Origin of the sequence: Enterococcus sp. DIV0210g (genome assembly GCF_050559705.1) — a bacterium.
Taxonomy (GTDB): Bacteria; Bacillota; Bacilli; order Lactobacillales; family Enterococcaceae; genus Enterococcus_B; species Enterococcus_B faecalis_A.
The window spans coordinates 1158280-1174545 of record NZ_CP187903.1 but is presented as its reverse complement, the minus strand read 5'-3'; the positions used below and the strand labels follow the sequence as shown (position 1 = coordinate 1174545).

General features: G+C 39.0%; 17 protein-coding genes. 5 read left to right on the top strand and 12 right to left on the bottom strand.

Going from position 1 to position 16266, the window contains the following annotated elements:
* Positions 1–280 precede the first annotated feature (280 nt).
* The 4 genes from IGI64_RS05730 to IGI64_RS05715 all read right to left on the bottom strand — a co-directional run bounded on the left by IGI64_RS05730 (position 281) and on the right by IGI64_RS05715 (position 9598).
* Positions 281–622: a winged helix-turn-helix transcriptional regulator gene (locus tag IGI64_RS05730; RefSeq protein ID WP_016625248.1), complete on the bottom strand. Its 342-nt coding sequence runs from the start codon at positions 620–622 to the stop codon at positions 281–283.
* Between the two features lie 65 nt (positions 623–687).
* Positions 688–4407 carry a helicase-exonuclease AddAB subunit AddA gene (gene addA / locus IGI64_RS05725; RefSeq protein ID WP_429939819.1) on the bottom strand — a complete coding sequence of 1240 codons (3720 nt, stop codon included), beginning with the start codon at positions 4405–4407 and terminating at the stop codon, positions 688–690.
* Positions 4404–7934 (bottom strand): PD-(D/E)XK nuclease family protein, encoded by a 3531-nt coding sequence (locus IGI64_RS05720; RefSeq protein WP_429939818.1) that lies wholly within the window; start codon positions 7932–7934, stop codon positions 4404–4406. Before IGI64_RS05720 ends, addA begins: the two co-directional genes overlap by 4 nt.
* Before the next feature lie 197 nt (positions 7935–8131).
* Positions 8132–9598: a peptide MFS transporter gene (locus tag IGI64_RS05715; RefSeq protein WP_016625251.1), complete on the bottom strand. Its 1467-nt coding sequence runs from the start codon at positions 9596–9598 to the stop codon at positions 8132–8134.
* A 346-nt stretch (positions 9599–9944) separates the two neighbouring features.
* Here IGI64_RS05715 and IGI64_RS05710 point away from each other — a divergent pair, with 346 nt between their 5' ends.
* Positions 9945–10541 (top strand): nitroreductase family protein, encoded by a 597-nt coding sequence (locus tag IGI64_RS05710; protein ID WP_034862963.1) that lies wholly within the window; start codon positions 9945–9947, stop codon positions 10539–10541.
* 82 nt (positions 10542–10623) lie between these two features.
* Here IGI64_RS05710 and IGI64_RS05705 read toward each other — a convergent pair whose 3' ends face one another.
* Together IGI64_RS05705 and IGI64_RS05700 are read right to left on the bottom strand one after the other, a co-directional pair.
* A complete protein-coding gene (locus IGI64_RS05705; protein ID WP_034863126.1) occupies positions 10624–11106 on the bottom strand; it encodes a hypothetical protein in 483 nt (160 codons plus the stop codon).
* Positions 11107–11263: 157 nt separating this feature from the next.
* Complete coding sequence (locus IGI64_RS05700) at positions 11264–11461, bottom strand: hypothetical protein (protein ID WP_016625254.1); 198 nt, start codon at positions 11459–11461, stop codon at positions 11264–11266.
* A gap of 454 nt (positions 11462–11915) precedes the next feature.
* Between IGI64_RS05700 and IGI64_RS05695 the strand changes: the two genes are divergently transcribed.
* On the top strand, positions 11916–12674 hold the full coding sequence (locus tag IGI64_RS05695) for a C39 family peptidase (RefSeq protein WP_429939817.1): 759 nt from the start codon (positions 11916–11918) through the stop codon (positions 12672–12674).
* Between the two features lie 69 nt (positions 12675–12743).
* Positions 12744–13145: a hypothetical protein gene (locus IGI64_RS05690; protein WP_429939816.1), complete on the top strand. Its 402-nt coding sequence runs from the start codon at positions 12744–12746 to the stop codon at positions 13143–13145.
* A 163-nt stretch (positions 13146–13308) separates the two neighbouring features.
* Here IGI64_RS05690 and IGI64_RS05685 read toward each other — a convergent pair whose 3' ends face one another.
* Positions 13309–13680 (bottom strand): YxeA family protein, encoded by a 372-nt coding sequence (locus tag IGI64_RS05685; protein WP_016625258.1) that lies wholly within the window; start codon positions 13678–13680, stop codon positions 13309–13311.
* A 195-nt stretch (positions 13681–13875) separates the two neighbouring features.
* Between IGI64_RS05685 and IGI64_RS05680 the strand changes: the two genes are divergently transcribed.
* Positions 13876–14061 (top strand): hypothetical protein, encoded by a 186-nt coding sequence (locus tag IGI64_RS05680; protein WP_429939815.1) that lies wholly within the window; start codon positions 13876–13878, stop codon positions 14059–14061.
* Between the two features lie 65 nt (positions 14062–14126).
* Here IGI64_RS05680 and IGI64_RS05675 read toward each other — a convergent pair whose 3' ends face one another.
* Positions 14127–14315 carry a hypothetical protein gene (locus tag IGI64_RS05675; protein ID WP_016625260.1) on the bottom strand — a complete coding sequence of 63 codons (189 nt, stop codon included), beginning with the start codon at positions 14313–14315 and terminating at the stop codon, positions 14127–14129.
* A 50-nt stretch (positions 14316–14365) separates the two neighbouring features.
* Positions 14366–14629, bottom strand: coding sequence for a hypothetical protein (locus tag IGI64_RS05670; protein WP_034862971.1), 264 nt, complete (start codon positions 14627–14629; stop codon positions 14366–14368).
* A 162-nt stretch (positions 14630–14791) separates the two neighbouring features.
* On the opposite strand from IGI64_RS05670, the gene IGI64_RS05665 reads away from it, so the two are divergent.
* Positions 14792–15049, top strand: a complete 258-nt coding sequence (locus IGI64_RS05665; protein ID WP_429939814.1) for a glucose uptake protein — start codon at positions 14792–14794, stop codon at positions 15047–15049.
* A 10-nt stretch (positions 15050–15059) separates the two neighbouring features.
* Here IGI64_RS05665 and IGI64_RS05660 read toward each other — a convergent pair whose 3' ends face one another.
* From IGI64_RS05660 to IGI64_RS05650, 3 genes are all read right to left on the bottom strand, one after another.
* Positions 15060–15269 carry a hypothetical protein gene (locus IGI64_RS05660; RefSeq protein WP_429939813.1) on the bottom strand — a complete coding sequence of 70 codons (210 nt, stop codon included), beginning with the start codon at positions 15267–15269 and terminating at the stop codon, positions 15060–15062.
* Positions 15270–15510: 241 nt separating this feature from the next.
* The gene (locus IGI64_RS05655; protein ID WP_429939812.1) at positions 15511–15807 is read right to left on the bottom strand and encodes a hypothetical protein; all 297 of its coding nucleotides are present in this window, start codon (positions 15805–15807) and stop codon (positions 15511–15513) included.
* A 12-nt stretch (positions 15808–15819) separates the two neighbouring features.
* Positions 15820–16251, bottom strand: a complete 432-nt coding sequence (locus tag IGI64_RS05650) for a universal stress protein (protein WP_429939811.1) — start codon at positions 16249–16251, stop codon at positions 15820–15822.
* Between the last annotated feature and the right edge of the window lie 15 nt (positions 16252–16266).

Here is a 16266-nt window from a genome sequence, read left to right as displayed (position 1 = left end):
TAAAAAAAGACCTCGTTTCCTGTAAAGGAACGAGGTCTTCGCGGTACCATCCTAATTTGCGAACCTATTGCGGGCCCGCACTCTTACTTACATAACGGCTATCTGCCGGCCTGATGAAATCCCAGGCGAACTCGGAAAGTGAACTTCATTTTTCGAACACAGGATCTGCTTTCAGTCACCGGCAGATCTCCCTGGACAGGTTCAACCAAACTACTCTTTTTCGTCATCGTTCTTTCATATATCCAATTGCCTTTTAGTTTACAAGATTTCTTTGATGAAATCAACTGCATTCTTCATCTCTGACCCATTTCTCGCCCCAAATCTGCAGCTGACGCATCGAACTTTGCAAATCGGCTCCTTTTTCTGTCAATAGATATTCTGAACGATTGGATTCGCCGCAAGCAATATTTCTTGTGACGATTTTTTCTTTTTCCAATTCTTTCAAACGTTCTGCCAATACGCGATCACTGACCATCGGGATTTTCGCAGCTAGATCAACAAAGCGCTGCGGACCATTTTCCAACAATACGTCGATAATCAATCCGTTCCACTTTTTGCCTAAAATCGAGAACGTCTTTTCAAATTTAGGACAAAGAGCAAACTCCGTCGTTACTTGTTCCATTCTCTCACCTCTTTTTTTCTAAGTATACCACGTTGCTTACAAAATGTAAGAGACTTTGTTTTTGTTTATAATTTCTTAGTAATATCGATGATTTTTCTTGCACTCAATAAAACAAGATAGCCTTTTGCCACTGGTTTATCTAAGGAATCTGCCAATGCTTGGCGGTAAAGACGTAATTGGCCAAGATATTTATCAACTGTCTGCTCTACTTCTTCTGGATTTTCTGGATGCAAAATGAAATCTGTCTTGAAATCATAGAACCAGACTTCGTTTTCTAATTCAAGATATCCGTCAATGATTCCATGGATCAAAAGATCATCTTCTTCTGCTGGATAATCAGCAAAAACAGAAGCAGCTGACACCAATGTTGAAAAAGGTTGTTCTCTTTTTACGGAAAGTTTATGGTCGATCAATTGCTGTCCGAGCTCTGTTCCAAAGAACCATATTATAGAAGCAATCGGGATTTTTTTCGCTGCGGAGGCATCAATCAATCGTTTTTTCACTAGTTCAGCAATCAGTTCTTTGATCGACTCTTCTGTTGGTGTTTCCAAAGGCAGCAGCTGTAAGAGATAATGCGTTGCTGTCCCCACTGCTGCGGCAGATACTTGTTTGCCTTTATTCAAAAATCTTGGTTCAGCTAATTTGTCCTGTGTATAACGGAATCTTTGGTTGATTGCTTTTTTCTGGCTGCTTTCCCAAACAAGTTTTGTCGTCTGCGTTTCATCCGGATCTTCAAATAACCGTTTGATTTCCGAGACAGATTGATAGCTGGTCGTTTGCGACGCCGCTTGGTAAGGATACACATATTCTAGTCTGCTTTTCAATTCTTTCGATAAAGAAGTACCGTCTGAAACTTCTTCTTCCACGATTTCTTGCGTTGCCAAAGCTTGCCGTTTTTCTAATAACTCTTGCTGGTTCATCCAAGTGATGGAAAAATCCCCCTTGGTTCTTTCTAAAGCGGCAGATTCATGTTCGGTCAAATATTCTTTCATTTTTTGATGGCGGAATAGACTGTAGCCGATCCAATTCATCAAACTGCTGCGGCTTTTCAAACGAAGCATTGGGTCTAAAACAAGATTTGTTTGGTTTCCTGCCTCTGACCACGTATCCAGTGTTTGTTCACGGCTTTTATAAGACCCAACGATAAACAATTTTTGCTCTGCTCGAGTCAGTCCGACATAAAGCTTCCGCATCTCTTCGGATAACAGCTTGTTTTGTTTTGCTGTTTTGATTGCTTGGTAGGGTAATGTATCATATAACACTCGTGTTTCGGGGTCAAGATAGCGGATACCGGCTCCTAATCGTTCTTCGAAAATATACCGGCTTCTCAAATCTTGCAAATTGAATTCTTTTGTCATATCCAGTAAAAAGACCACTGGGAATTCCAATCCCTTGCTGGCGTGGATCGTCATGACGCGAACAGCATTATCTGCTGTTGCGATCACTGGTTCCGCCAAGTCTTTGTCTTTTTCCTGCATTTTTTCAATGAAGCGGACGAATTGATACAGCCCTCTGAATGAACTTTTTTCATAAGATTTTGCTCGGTCTGCTAAAGCATAGAGATTTGCTTGTCTTTGCTGTCCTGCGGGTAAACCGGCCACATATTTCAGATAACCTGTCGTTTCGTAGATGTCCCATAACAATTCTGTGATCGATTTTCTGCGAGCCATTTCCCGCCAGCGGTCTAGTAATTGATGGAAGGATTCCATCCGTTCGCTCAGTGCATCTTTTTTTGCTGCTTTATAAGTCAAGAACGCTTCATAGAATGTATGGCTTTTATCTGCTAATCGTATTTTCGCCATCTCTACTTCTTTGAACCCGGCAATCGGTGATCGCAACACAGCGGCTAATGGAATATCTTGATACGGATTGTCGATCAATTGAAGCAAAGAAATCATTGTCCGGATCTCAGTTGCTTGAAAATAATTTTGGGCATCGTTCATTTCTAATGGGATGTCCATCGTCTTGAAGACATCCAAGATCGACAAGTTGTTTTTCTTGGTAGGTGTCAATAAAACGATATCGCGAAATTCAACAGGTCGTTCTTGTTTTTCTTTCTTATCATAAATCAAGAATTTTTCATCTACTAATTGTCTGATTTTCAACCCAGTCATAAAGAGTTCGCCTTCTGTTTTATCTTCTACCCAAAGATCTTCCGGCAATTCCGCTTCTGGCGTTTCCTGCTCTTTTTCATAGATCAAGATTTCTGGTGCAAAGCCTTCCTTTTCTGGAAATTCTGGGAATCCAGTAATCAGTTTCGCGGCTTCATCATACTCGATTTGCCCGACAGCCGGGTCCATGATTTGTTCAAAAATCAGATTTGTAAAGGAAAGAACTTCTTCTCTGGAACGGAAATTTTCGGCCAAAACAATTCGGCGTCCGCCGTCTTTTTCCGCAAAATCCTGATATTTTTTAATGAACAAACTTGGATCTGCCAAACGGAAAGAATAAATCGATTGTTTCACGTCTCCAACCATGAACATGTTTCCTTTTTTAGGATCAGGTTCTCTTACCCAATAAAGAATGGCTTCTTGCAGCTGATTGATATCTTGGTATTCATCTACCATTACTTCTTTGAATTTTTTCCGATAGTAAAGAGAAGCTTCAGTCGGCTGCCATTCTTCCTCTGATTGATCCGTCAGTATTTTTAATGTCAGATGCTCCAAGTCATTGAAATCCAAGACTCCTTTTTCCCGTTTCTTTTCAGTAAAACCTTCCATGAATCCTTTAGCCACTTGGATCATTTCAGTAACTAATGGAGCAGCTTTTGCCATGATCTCTTTCATTTTATCTGGCGAAAGCGGAAAATACGTCTTACTCAAGCCTTGGATGATTTTCTTTGCCTGATCTCGTAATGCTTTGATGGCGTTCGAAAGTTCTTTCAACTCTGCTTTGCGACTGCTCTTAAATGTAGAGAAACGAAGCTGCCCTAACGCATCATAAGCTTCCTCCAGCTGATCTTGAACAAAAAAGCCGTAAACATTATTGACGATTGCTGATTCTTCAGAAACTTGATCATATATTTTCACTAACCCTTCGTCTTGCTGGGCATAGCGGATCATTTCTTCATAAAGTGCGACACACTGTTGTAAATCTGCTAAAAGCAATGGTCGGATCTGTTCTTGATAAAGTGGTGAGCTGCCAAGATCTCCTGTTAATTGATAGGATTGGTCCAAACGTTCCAGCCACGCTTCTGGTGAAGGATTTGCTCGTGCAAATTCATAGAGTGCAAAAATCAAGTTTGTCAGCCCTTCATCGGAACGGTCATTTGAAAAATTGCTGGTCAGCTGGAAAAACAGTGGATCATTTTTTTCATAAAGTGTTTCCCGCAGCTCTTCCCAAACGTCTTCTTTCATCAAAATCGTTTCTGTTTCATCTGTCAGCATACGAAAAACCGGATCAATATCGATCAGGTAATAAAAACGGCGGATCACCGTTAAACAAAACGCATGGAGTGTAGAGATATTCGCTGTCGGCAATAATAAAAGCTGCTTAGTGAAATGCTGCAGTTTATCTGGATCGCTTTCACTGTTCACCGCTTCTTGCAGAGCTTCCTGAATACGCTCCTTCATTTCTCGTGCCGCAGCTTCTGTAAAAGTTACGATCAGCAATTCGTCAATATTTTCACCCATTTTCAATTTTTCGATCACTCTGCGAACCAAAACAGTTGTTTTCCCGGAACCAGCAGAAGCTGAGACAAGCAGATTATCCCCTTGATCGAAAATCGCTTGCCATTGATCATCTGTAAAACGCTCATTTTGAGGTTTTAAAGGAATGTTGCTCATTCCTCGTCACTTCCTTCCATCATTCTTCGCAAAGCTTCTTCTTTATTCAGCTTTTCCAGCCGTTGATAATTATTTTCTTTCAACATCACATCGAATGTGCAGACACTTCTAAATGGGCATGTTTGACACGCGATTCGCTGTTTGTCTTTATAAGACGGATTCAGTTTGATTTCTCCAGAAGTGATTGCATCACCGGCTAAGCGCATTTTTTTGCGGTTGTGCGCCATAAACATCTGCAATTCTTCTTCTGTAAAGAATTTTTCTTTGCTGTAGCTGCCTTTTTGGTATTGTTCTTTTGCATTTTTCTTCACTGGATAAATCAGCGAATTTTCTTTTGCTTCAAGTGAATGGTCAAGTACTTCCAATAAGCCTGGATCATCAACGAACAAGCCGTCATAACTGAATTTTTTCAATGTTTCTTTATCGACATTCTCTGCTTCGCTCAGCACAGGATTATGGACATGAAGATAATAAGATCCCGCAGGCTTGACCGCTGCTTGCCCTGTCAGATGTACAGCATCCATCAAAGCAACATCTAAATATGTCAGCAGCTGCATCGCCATACCATAATAAGCTTCTGTGACATCAAATGAACGGCCGCTTGACTTGTAGTCGACGACACTTAACCATGTTTCGTCTTGGTCATTGGCGACATCTACCCGGTCGATTTTCCCTCGCACATGGAGTTTCCCGCCATTTGACAATGGCAATTCTAAGCCAGTGATCCCTTTTGCACCTGCGATTTGTCCAAATAAGATTTCCGTTTGCAACGGATGCAGACCAGTATTCTTGCTTTGTCTTTGCAATGCCCAGACGACTTTTTGGATCGTTTGACCTAATTGGTAGCGGATATAGTTCATACGGGCAGAGCTGGCTAGGATCTCAAATTTCAATTCGCCAAAGACATCTTCTAGTACTTTTTCGGTGAAAGCTTCCCGCTGTTTATCCGTCATTTCCACTAATGAGACTTGATTTGAGAAAAGAAGCTTGAAGAACCGATCCAGCGATTCATGATAAAAGTCCCCCGTTGCTGCTGGTGTCAGCCCATAAATTGAACGTTCTTTTAATTTCAAACCAAATTGAACAAAATATTTGTATTCACAGTGATAAAAACTTTCCATACGTGAAATCGATGTATAGATATCTTTTCCATATAATTCTTCGGCAAGCTCCGTCGGCAAAGCAACCGGAACATTTAAATGTGTCTGGCTCTCAAAAATCCTCAAAGCAAATTCTCGCCATTGGGAATGCAGTACCAGATCTTTCAGCTGCTGCCAAACGGTTGGGATAGCTTGCTTTTCGTCTGCCGCTATGCGGTAAACACGATTCAATTCGTCAATCAGATTCTTATATGTCCCTACATGTGCTTCTGGTTTGCTTTTCAATGTCAGATGTTCTTTTTTCTCTACCGGAACAGATAAATACTCACTGATCCTGCGCAAATACGGCGACATTTTTAATGAACGATCTGTGTCGTAACTTTGCGCATAACTCAAATACAAATGCTGAGAAGCAGAATTGAAGACAAGATAGGCACGGAAAGGTTCCATACTCATCGTCTCTTTCGCAGGATCAAACAGATATTTTCCTTCTTCCAATGTATCATTCAACAGTTGTCTTTCTTCACTGGAAAGCAGGCCTTTCGTCTCAGTCCTGTCAGGAAAAACTTGGTCATTTAAACCAACAGCAATCGTTACTTTTGCTTGATTTGCGCGGACAAGTTCCAAACGGTTGATACGCACCTGGTCAATTGCTGTAGGGATTTTCCCGTAGCTGAGATTTTCAAGACCACTGGTAATGATTTCCTGGAAAGATGCCCAGTCAAACGGTTCTTCTTCATAGATGACAGCATATTCATCCAACAGGTCGATCAATGCGCCCCATGTTTGCTCGTGGTTTCTAGCCGCCGCAAGATCACCGCGTTCGATTTCTTGGTTGCGCCAAAAAATCAGCTGTTCTTGTACACCGCTTGTCACTAAAAATCGATAAAACACACTCGCTGCTTCTTGACCTGTTTTGCTCTTTTTGATTTTTTCAAAAAAAGCAGGAACTGTCTCTTGAAATTGACGGCGAATCAAATTCGCTTGCTGTTCAAGCATGCGAACATCTTCTAGTTTGTCTTCTTCAAAATCATACGCAATAAAACGCCATTCTTTGTCTTGCAGCCACTGATTTCCTTGGTAGTTATAAGCAAGCGCGGCATTTTCTGCTAAATCCAGCCGCTGACGGAAAAGGTCCCGCTGTTCCAGCCATTCTTCCAAAGACTGCGGATTTTCTGCTGGCGGCAAAAACAGTTCTGTTTTGAAAAAACGCATGATATCTCGCAAACGATAATACGAACGGTCCATCGCAAACAAACTATTGATGAATTCTACCAGCGGATGGCTTTCCATCAGCTGATCCTCATCGACGTAATAAGGAATCGCCATCTCTTCAAAAATAGGCTGGATCAAATCGCTGTATAAGTCCATACTTTTGGTCAAGATCTGGATATCTCTATAGCGATAGCCTTCTTCACTGACTAAACGGCGAATTTCAACTGCTGCTTGACGGATTTCTTCGGTAGGCGTTTCTGCTTCCCACAAACGAAGATCCTGTTGTTTGCCTAAAGAATGTTCCTGTCTTCTTTTTTGACTAGATGTTTCTTCCCAGACTTCTTGAAGACTCGTTATCGCTTGTGCAAGTGGTTTATCTGGTGCGTGTTTGTCTAAATAAACAGGTATCCTTGCTTCTGCAGCTGCTTGTTTTAAGCGAAAATAAATCTGTCCCGTCGAATAAAAAAGATCTAGTGGTTCCGGCGGCGTTGCCGGATAAGCTTTATCCAGCAATAGATCGATCGTCAAATGCCCTCTTTCCATCAGCACACGCAGCAGTTGATACTCTTGTGCGTTCAATTGTGAAAAACCGCTGACGATAAATTTGATATGAGAAAGATCTTGCTGACTCAAGTAGTTTGCCAACAAGGTCATTTGATTTTCTGATTGGACGCCATGAATCAACATCTCTTCTTCAAATGTATTGAAAATCAGCTGCAGATCTTGCATTTTCAGGCGCTGATCTTCTTGTTTTGGTGTTTCGATTCCTTGAACAATCAGATCATCTGGTGTGATATTTCCTGTTTGCAGTTCATTGTAAAGATCCTGCAGCTGTTTGATAAATCCTTTTTTATTGATTTCGCCGCGAAAAACAGTCAGTTCCTCTTGTCTCTTTGCCAATACTTGACGCAAAAGCATCGCAGAACCTGCTTCGGATAATTCACTGCCGCTTAAAAGTGTTGTTTGCTGCAAAAAATACCAAGCCAAACGATAGAAACTGAATACTTGGATCTTGGTTGTACTTAATGTCTTTTTTTGTTCCTTTGCTCGAACTGCAGCTAAAAATTCCTGCTCCTGTTCAAATTTGCTGTAGTTAGGGACAAGGAAAAATACCTCATGCTTTGGGTCTTCATCCATCCAAGCAAGTGTTTCATCAACTAAAGCTGTCTGATGGTCTTTTCTTCCGGTTCCTAAAATAAATTGTAAAGACATTTTTCCTCCTCCTTTATTTGTTGTGTTCAACAGTTATATCAAATTTCTTTCTTCCTATTATAACAAAACAACTGGAACATTTGTTCTTTATCTGTAAATTTACGGGTAAAACGACAAAAAAAGAAACTGGACCAATAGCCAGTTTCTTTTTGTTTTTTCTTAACGTTCAATCACTATTTTTTATCGAAAGCTTATGCTTAATTTACGTTACCCATCATTTTTTTGATTGGTTCTTTCAGCAAGAATAGTAAGACACCGCCGATGATAGCTACGATACCTACGATTCCGAAATAAGCAGATTCTGTTGCTGGTGTGTAAAAACGAGCGATTTGCGCGTTGATAACTTGTGATGATGCATCAGCTAAGAACCAGATTGCTACTGTTTGTGATTCAAAAGCGCGCGGTGCAAGTCTTGTCGTTACAGATAAACCAACTGGAGACAAGCACAACTCTGCGATAACAACGATGAAGAAGCTTCCTAATAACCATAATGGGCTTACTTTTCCATCTGTTCCAAACAAGACACCTGGCATCATCAATAATAAGAATGACAAGCCTGCGAACAATAAACCTAGAGAGAATTTAACAACAGTTGATGGTTGTCTTTTACCAAGTTTTGTCCACATTGTAACGAAAATCGGTGTCAACATGAAAATAAAGATTGGATTCAATGATTGGTACCAGCTTGGTTGGATCGTCATACCGAACAATGTATTGTTTGTTCTTTCATCTGCAAACAATGCAAGAATGGATGAACCTTGTTCTTGTAAAGACCAGAAAACACTTGCAGCCAAGAACAATGGGATATAAGCAATTACTTTTGGTTTTTCTTCTGGTGCAACATCTTTTGAAGTCAGCATTTTGATAAAGTAGAAAATCGGTAATACGATACCCAATACTGTTGTAACATTCAAGAAGAATTCAAAAGTCAAGTAACCAGTAACTTGAGCGATACCGAAAATTGCCGCGATGATCACGACAGCAATCACTAAATTGCGAATCAATTTTTTACGTTCTTCAGATTCTAATGGATTTGGCGGTGTCATACCGATACCGTCTAACGTTTTGCGGCCTTGGATCACATATTGTAGCAAACCGAAAAACATACCAAATGCAGCAAGAGAGAAACCTAAATGATAGTTGTATTCTTGACCTAATGTACCAACGATCAGCGGTGCCAACAACGCACCCAAGTTCACGCCCATGTAGAAGATCGAGAAGCCAGCATCACGGCGCAAGTCATCTTTAGAATATAAATGACCAACCATACCAGATACATTTGGTTTCAAGAACGCTGTACCTGTGATGATCAATGCCATCGAAGTAAATAGAGCACCTACTCCAAACGGCGTTGCTAAAACGATGTGCCCAAACATGATGAAGACTCCACCAATAAACACTGTACGTTTTGCACCCAATACTCGGTCAGAGACCCATCCTCCAATGATACTTGTCATATATACTAAAGCACCATATAGCGACATGATCGACAATGCGGTTTGTTTTGGAAGTCCCAATCCGCCAGATGTTACTGCATCGTACATGTAATAAAGAAGCAGCGCACGCATACCATAATAGCTGAATCGTTCCCACATTTCTGTAAAGAACAACGTGGATAGCCCTCGCGGCTGTCCGAAAAATCCTTTGTCTTGTTGTTTTTCCATAATCCTTACCCCAATTCTTTAAATTTTCAGAAAATAATACACATATTTACCGAAAAATTTAACTAAAAAACTTATTTAAGAAATATAAACTTATTTTCTATAAAAATCCCAAAAAAATAATGACAAAATGATAAGAATAAATATACATATATCTAATCAATATACTCTGATTTTCGATAAAAACCCAGCAAACAGCTCTAAATAACCAGAAAAAAACACCTTTTTAGATTTTTTTACAAATTGCGAAGCAAAATAGTTTACTTACTTTTTGTAAGGCGCTATACTTCATTTTGTAATCAACAACTGATACACAATCTAATCAACCATTTTAAAGGAGAATTACATTATGACTACATTTACAGATACATTGAAAAACCGCCGCTCAATCTACGCTTTAGGACGTAACGTTTCTATGAGCGAACAAGAAATCGAAGAATTGATCAAAACAGCTGTAAAAGAAAGCCCAACAGCTTTTAACGCTCAATCAACACGTGCCGTTATCCTTTTCGGTGACGCTCACGAAAAATTATGGGGAATGACTGAAGAAGCTTTGAAACCATTGACACCAGCTGAAGCTTTCCCAAATACACAAGCTAAATTAGCAGGATTCAAAAACGGTTTTGGTACTGTTTTATTCTTCAAAGACACAGACATCATCAAAAACTTGCAAGAACAATTTGAATTGTATGCTGATAACTTCCCAGATTGGTCAGAACAATCTAACGGAATCGCTACAGCAAACACATGGGTTGCTTTAGAAGATCAAGGTCTAGGTGCTAACTTGCAACATTACAACCCAGTAATCGACGAAGCTGTTGCAAAAGAATTCAACATCCCAGCAAACTGGAAACTACGTTCACAATTAGTTTTCGGTTCAACTGAAGCTCCTGCTGGCGAAAAAGAATACATGAACGATGCAGATCGTTTCAAAGTTTTCCGCTAAGAAAAAATGAGAAAAACCAAAAGAGCTGTTGAGGGGAACCTCAACAGCTCTTTTTTATTTTTTGGACAAAAGAACAGGTCTTTTATTCAGAGTCGACCATGATATCTATTTCTGCATCATCTCTCATATGCGTAGACAAAAAAGCGACCAATTCTTCTAAAGGAACAGCAAATTTAAGCAATGGTCCTCTCCAGCCGTTTCTGAAAAAATTCATTTTCACTTCTGTCGATCCTTCCGGCTGGTAAAGCACGACTTTTTCTATCTCAGAAAAAGGAACACCTTTCTTATCAAAACTGTTCAATACCAATCCGTTCTCTGTTATTCCACGCGAATCTAGTAAAAAACTCAAAAAAATCATCGCAGCTAAAATCCCTTTAAGCAGCTCGTCTAATGTCGGCTGATTCATCAAAGTGAACCCTACCGCAAAGACCGCCAGCAGCGGAACAATCAGATAGATCCCTTTCTTACGGACAGCTTTATAAATGATTTCTCTGCGCACGATCCAGAGAAACAAAAACATAATAACTACAAATAAAAACAACAAAAGTGTAAATGTATCGACCATTTTAACTAAAACCAACCTTTCCGCGGCCATGTCAGAAACTTCCTATTATAAAGGGAAAGTTCCTGGCGCGTTTTTTCTCGTCTCCAACGCTTCTTGGAGATGACACCAAATGGACCCGCAACATTGGTCCTGCTGCGAGCCCACTTATTATTGACGATTATTCGAATGTTTCATATTTTGCAACGACCATACTCGCCTTTTCTTCTAAGAGTTCTTGATCTTCCGCAGCACATTGGGAAACTTTGATCACGGCGCAATTCGTCATTTTAGAAACTACTTCACCGGTTACTTTTTTTGTAAAACCAATTGGCTTACATAAGTATCTTTCTCCTAATACAATCATTTCTTCCGTCATCTGAAATCCTCCTGCCTACTGCTAATCCTGTTCTGATGAATACTTACCCGATAAAAAGCGTCTCTTGTTCTGTTTTGACGGGGAACATAAAATTCGTTTGTGAAAATCAAACGCTTCGATGTAAGCTTCATTGCGAAATCAGGATCGTTGTTCTTTATACCGACAACCCTATCAATAGAACCTTATAGGCATTATATCGTACTGATTTCGGTTACACAATCAAAATAGTCAGATTCCTTAAAATAATTCGTGATTATTTAAAAATAGTGCTGTTTATGTCTATTTTTTCTAAACATTTTGTTCTTTTTTAACAGTTGGAACACTTTAAAATACTCATTAAAATGAGAAAAAAGAGGGCTTCATTAAAAATGCCCCAGAGTAATTCCCTTACATTTTACGTTAGGTTTATGTATAATAAACAAATATTTATAAATGAAATGGAGATTTACATATTATGAAGCTGCATTCCAAAAAAAGGCTTTTCATCATTGTCACCACCTGTTTGTTACTTATTCTGGGTATCCTTGCTTTTACCCGCGAAACAAAAAAATCAGCTCCAACGCACGTTTCTCCTGCTTCCACTGAAGAAACAAAATCAGAAAAAGATACAAAAGAAAACAAAAAAGTCCTCCTTGATGTTCCATTAGAAAACCAATTTGATGAACCTGCATTAGGAAATGGCTGTGAAGTCACTTCTCTTTCCATGCTGCTTAATTTTTATGGTTATCAAACAACGAAAAATCAGCTGGCTGAGCAATTGACTTATGTGCCTGTCCTAAATCCTGACGGGACACATGGCGATCCTAACGATGGTTTTGTTGGTGAAATCAGCGACGGCGAATGGGCAATGGGTGCTTATGTTCCTGTTGTCGCAGAACTTGCAGAGAAAATCGTGCAGGACGATCATCAGGTAAACTCAAAAAAAGACGCTTCTCTCAAAGACGTCAAAAAAGCATTAGATAAAGGACAACCTGTTTGGGCATCCGTAACGATCCAATTTGAAGTTCCCGATGACAGCGACTTTATGATTTGGACGACTCAAAATGGTCAAGTAAAAGTGACGCCGCTTAATCACGCTTGCATCGTCACAGGCTATGACAAAAACACGATTTACGTCAATGATCCTTATGGTACCAAAAATCGTGCAGTCCCAATCAAAGACTTTGAAACGATTTTTACTGCGATGGGTGGTCAAATGTTGACTTTAGAATAATGTCTAGCTTTATTTATTAGAATATTTTATACTCTAGTTACAAACTCGATGGTCCAAGGGGGAAGCGTGATGAAAAAATTTATTCAAAAGAAACCTCATCCGAATGAAATGCCAATCATCATTGTCCGCGACTCCGAAGGCAATGTAGAGAAAAAAGTTTCTGTCAACGAATGGAACAAACGCTATCGCCCTGCCTCATTAAATGAACTTGAGATCAAATTATATCGCCAAGCTCTTGCCTATTATGCAGAAAAAGACTATGGAAAAGCGATTGATCTGCTGCACTTTTTGATTATCCATACAGAATACACACGTTATGAATACATCGAACGTTTAGCAAATCTTTACCACTTCCAAGGTGATTTAAAAAAAGAGCTGCAACTCATTCAGTCTGCTTTGGCTGTCGCCGAACTTGTCGGTCTTCCTCAGGCGCTGATCAAAAAACTTGAACAACGAAAAAGCAGATTATAATAAGATTTTTGTCTTTATATGCAACGACTTGCTAATGGCTCAGCTGCAAAAAAACCTCAAACAGAAAAATTCTGTTTGAGGTTTTTTGTTCCTATTTTATTGACTTGTTCTTGGCTGTTTTTTATGCAGATTCAGCGAATACGAATAAATTTTTTTAAATTTTTTATCCAATAATTGCTAATGCTTTTTCAGGAACTTCGCTTTTGTCGACTTCTTCGTACGTTTCGACATGTCCACCCTTAGTATATAGTTTCAGGTAGCGTTCTTCTTTCAAAACAGAGATACCATTAAACCGGATTTCTCTGGCATTTCCATTTTCATCTGCTGCTTGTTGGATATATGTTGCTGTTCCATAATCATTTACTTCGTCCGGTTTTTTCGTTTTCACATAGCGTTCTCCTTTTGGTACCAACGGATTCACTTGATCGATCGTAGCAGCCAATTCTCCTGATTGCGACTCTGTGTACATCTTCAAGCCAAACAGAGCGATACCTCCTACAACTACGATGGCTAACAACCCTTTTAAAAATTTCATATCATTTGTTCCTCCTGTTTTTTATTGTGTTCTTCTTATATCCATCATATCGTGACACAAAACAAAAGAAATCGGACTGCAGCAGGATTTTATTCTCCGTCCACAGTTAGGTATCACAGCGTTATCCGTGCGTGTTTTTTCCTCACCTGTTACAATTACTTCATATTAATAAAGCAAAAGAAAGCTGGGATAAAAATGGATCAAAAAGAACTGATGGAAAAAGTAAAAGAATTGCTGAAAAATGGAAAAGTCGACGAAGCAAAACAGTTTGCTAATGATCACAAGGATGAACTCGGCGGTTATTTTGATAAAGCAACAGAAGCAATAAAAAACGTTGATTTGAATGGTATCACAGATAAGTTCAAAAATTTCTTCAAATAAACACTCGCGTAGAACAAAAAGCTCGAGACGAAAATCGTCTCGAGCTTTTTGTTTGAGAAATACTTCTAATACAATCGAGTCGGATCGTATCGATAGATGACATGACCGCCTAATTGTGCTTCTCCAACCACAAATTTTCGATCTTCGCGTTGGAGCCAGGCTTCGCGGAACAAGATCACATTTTCTCTCTTTACTTCGATTTGATCGATTTTTCCATCGACTAACTCTTGGATCGTTTCCACATAAGGATTCATTTTTCAACTTCCCTTCAACCGGCAGAACTATTTCTTTTCTAAACGACCGGTCAATATGTCGTAAAAATCGGTTCATGTAATGTTTTGGTATCGAGATCTTCACGGATGTTTACTGTCGTATAAATGATTTTTTCAATCGGTATGCTGTAATAGCTGCCTTTTCCATCATTAAAACGATGGACATCTTTTTTCGCCAGCAGACCATTGATTTTATTTATCAATACCCTTCTTTCTACACTATTGCTGACAACATAATAGATGACTCGGATATTATTGACTAGATGCAAGTCCACTTCTAATATCATGTGATCCATCATTACACCACCTTTCTTTTCTAAAATAGTATAACAGTTACAAAAAAAACATTCAAAATACATTTTTATTTATCTGTCTAAAAATCACAAAAAACCGCTTGCTTCTCTTTCCACTCTATGTTACTTTGTAGGTCGGAAGTTTATTTTACAGGAGGTATCTATGTGATTTTATTTGGTGAACTTGTTTTCTATATCCCGTTTTTCATTATGCTTTCTATACTTTTTTATTTTATCAAATGGACAAAAGCAAAAGTATCGGTGTTATTTTTAACATTCCCAGTGGCTTATTTTACTTTTCGTATTTTTACCTTCCGTCATTGGGAACCCGCTTCTGTATTAATGAAGCATATTACGGGACTCATGATTTCCATAACACTTTTGATTTTCTGGCTCTATTTTCTCTATCGAAAACAAAAGTAATTTTGATCCATTAAATCTGATCGTCTTTTTTCGATTGAAAATCAATAAAGTGTTTTAATCTCTTTACCAGCGAACTTTGTTTTAAATCGATATATTCAGAAGCAACTGTATATTTATCTTCAAGTGTTTCTTTATTCTTTTCAATCAATTGTTTTGCTTCTTCATACTCTTTTTCTTTACATAATTCTTTCACTTTTCTCAAAACCATTCCAGCATCCATCGAATCACTCCTTTTTTCTATCATAATAAAAATAAGAAGAACTTGCTAAAAACTTGTTTTGGTTTTTTAAAAGTAAAAAACAGCTTTTCGCTTTTCGGAATAAATAACATTTTTTTTTACTTTTAAGCTTCATTTAAGCTCCCCGCTCTATTCTATATACATCCCAAACAACTTTTCATTTTTTCACTCCTAATCAAAATGAGCTCTCGGCGAAAGTATCGCATGAGAGCTCATTTTGTATTTAGTCTTTTAAAAATTTTTCTAATTTTGACAGACTGCTTTCTTTCTCTAAATAATCTTTGCTGTATGCTTCTGATAAATCATTTGGCAAAATAAACCAAGAAGCGTGGTAGCCGTTTGCAGTTACTGGAAATCCTTTGTCTGTTTCTTGTTCTCCATCCCAGCGAATCGCGACAGCTTTCTTGCCATTCCATGTGACAAATGCTGTTGAATAGCCTTTTTTCGTTTTTGTTCCATCTTCGATAATCGCGAGAACTTCAAGTTTTTCCTTAGGTGCACGTACATCTTGAGGTTTCACTTTATTCCCTCCTTATTTGACGACTAGCACAGCGCAAGGCGCATGGTTAACGACATAAGACGCAGTCGAACCAACAAATGCCTGCTGCATGGCTCCTTTTCCTGTAGCTCCCATAACAATCAAATCAATCGTTTCTTGCTGCGGAATAAGTGATGAGATCCACTCTCTTGGTTCACCAGTCTCTACGATTGCTCGAATCGTTTCCACCCCTGCTTCTTTTGCATCGTTGATTTTTTTCAGCATTTCTATTTCGATTTTTTCTTTTTCTTCTGCATAAAGTTTTGAAAAAGCAAATGCACTATGTGTCAATTCTACTTTATTGATGATTGAAACGATGAATAGATTCGCTTGATTATCTTTTGCAAGGTCCACCGCTTCAGCAAAAGCTTTCTCTGATTGTTTTGAACCGTCCACTGCGACAAGGATATTTTGATATCTGCTCATTCGACCCGCCTCCTT